Annotated in this window: 3 protein-coding genes and 1 pseudogene; 1 reads left to right on the top strand and 3 read right to left on the bottom strand. The window is 46.0% G+C overall.

Going from position 1 to position 1,902, the window contains the following annotated elements; genetic code table 11:
• The 3 genes and pseudogenes from B5D35_RS23530 to B5D35_RS23520 all read right to left on the bottom strand — a co-directional run.
• Positions 1-640 (bottom strand): annotated as a pseudogene (locus B5D35_RS23530) (UvrD-helicase domain-containing protein); the annotation flags it as partial.
• Between the two features lie 50 nt (positions 641-690).
• Positions 691-966: a type II toxin-antitoxin system RelE/ParE family toxin gene (locus tag B5D35_RS23525; protein ID WP_078754817.1), complete on the bottom strand. Its 276-nt coding sequence runs from the start codon at positions 964-966 to the stop codon at positions 691-693.
• Positions 966-1,226, bottom strand: a complete 261-nt coding sequence (locus B5D35_RS23520; RefSeq protein ID WP_078754816.1) for a CopG family ribbon-helix-helix protein — start codon at positions 1,224-1,226, stop codon at positions 966-968. Before B5D35_RS23520 ends, B5D35_RS23525 begins: the two co-directional genes overlap by 1 nt.
• Before the next feature lie 217 nt (positions 1,227-1,443).
• Between B5D35_RS23520 and B5D35_RS23515 the strand changes: the two genes are divergently transcribed.
• A partial coding sequence (locus B5D35_RS23515; RefSeq protein ID WP_244556733.1) for a recombinase family protein occupies positions 1,444-1,902 on the top strand: 459 nt, incomplete at its 3' end.

The raw sequence follows: 1,902 nt of genomic DNA, 5'->3' as shown, positions 1-1,902 counted from the left end.
AGTCATACTTCAGCTGAGGCTCTTTCAGTGCCCAAAGTTTCAGATATACAGAAGGGGTGATCGGGAGGTCGCAGGCAGAATTGTTGAGAAGTTCCCACACTGAATTTATAAAGTACAGCAGGGTTTCTCTGAATTCACCGACACGCTCTGCATCTACACCTGCGAAATTAATGCTGTTCAGGTGTTGGCGCGTGATTTCTCTATCGGCAGAATGGCAGTATGCTTCTATTCCCGAAAGAATCATGCTGCATACGCGGATAGGTGGCACACCGAATAAATCTGGGCTGCCTTTTAGTATCTTATCGCACAATATCGATGCATTAAGGAATTGCTTCATACGGCCAGCCCTGGCATACTTCACACCAACATCTCTGTATGCAAGCGAGTGAATAGTTCTACACTCAACGCTCTCAGGAAATGCAGTTGTAGCATCGTCAACAATCTTTCTGTTGAAAGCGAGATAAAGACCTTTCTTATCAGATAACGGCTTGGATGCCAGTGCGCGTAGCGTGAAAGTTTTCCCGGTTCCGGCAAACGCATTTATTATAAGGCTTTGGCCTGATGATGCTTTCTCCAGGATGTTGCACTGTTCCTCAGTGAGTGTCTTTCCATCAAACGAAGGAAGAGGTTGTTGAGACATAATGCTCCTTGCATGGGTGATAAAGTGAGTTAATAGCTCTATCGAGTGGTTTAGCGCTTCTCTCGGGTATGCCAGATACGAAGCACATACAGGGTATACTCCTGTATTTCATATCGCATTTCATAGCTGCCAACCAAGAGCCTGCGAACTTCCCTGGGCTCAAAAGCATCAAGCCGCTCCCCCAGTCTTGGCTGATCTGACAATATGTCAGGCGCACTGGTCAATGAACGAACTGTCTTTGCCGCAGCAATGGCATCTGCGGGGGCAAGGAATTCATAGAGTCGGCTTAAATCGGAAAGGGCTTTACTGGTCCATTTTATTTCCATTACCTGGGCTCGTCCTTGGGAGACTCACTCCCCAAACTTTCTGCCCAGGCCTTAACAGACTGGTGATCAGTAACCCGGTCATTGTCAACATCAGCCAACGCTTCCAGTGTCAGTTTATGACGCTCTTCTTCCATGACGACCCAATCCGCCAGAGCCTGTTTGACAACCCAGGCTTTAGAGCGTTCGAGACGTTGCGCTAACTCATCAACTTTATCAGCTAGCTGTAAAGGAACATGTGCAGTGACAACCTTGGTATTCATGATGTACTCCTAATCACTGTGATTCAAAGTTAATCATAGTGAATCTTGTTGTGCTTCACAATACCTAGTCAATATAAGGTATACCCTAGATTGACGTCAGGCCAGTTACGGTAAAGATGTCTAAATAGGGTTATTATTCATAAATGTTGACATAAAGGATTGGATATCTAGGATCCTATCCTGACATTTAATGGAGGAAAGTTAATGGAGGAAAGCAGTGAAAGGACAGAGAATTGGATATATCCGGGTAAGCTCATTTGACCAAAACCCAAACCGTCAGCTTGATGGTATTGCCACAGACAGAGCTTTTATCGACAAGGCATCGGGAAAGAGTATCGACAGGCCGCAACTTGAAGAAATGCTCAGGTTTGCGCGAGAAGGCGATATCATTATCGTCCATAGCATGGATCGCCTCGCCAGAAATCTCGATGACCTCCGTACTCTCGTAAGAAACCTGACATCGAAAGGAATCGATATCCAATTTTGCAAAGAGCAGCTTACGTTCACCAATAATGACTCCCCTATGTCCCAGCTTCTGCTCTCGGTGATGGGGGCGTTTGCGGAATTTGAACGCGCTCTTCTCGGGGTTGTTGCAAAAAATTCAATCGGGCGGATTTCACCCCGCCGCTTCCTGAAATTACGTGTAAATTACCTCGACATTAAAGAGTCGATTCAT

Origin of the sequence: Enterovibrio nigricans DSM 22720, assembly GCF_900167155.1 — a bacterium.
In the GTDB taxonomy this organism is placed as follows: domain Bacteria; phylum Pseudomonadota; class Gammaproteobacteria; order Enterobacterales; family Vibrionaceae; genus Enterovibrio; species Enterovibrio nigricans.
The sequence above is the reverse complement of the archived record's forward strand: the minus strand, read 5'-3'. Positions and strand labels throughout refer to the sequence as shown.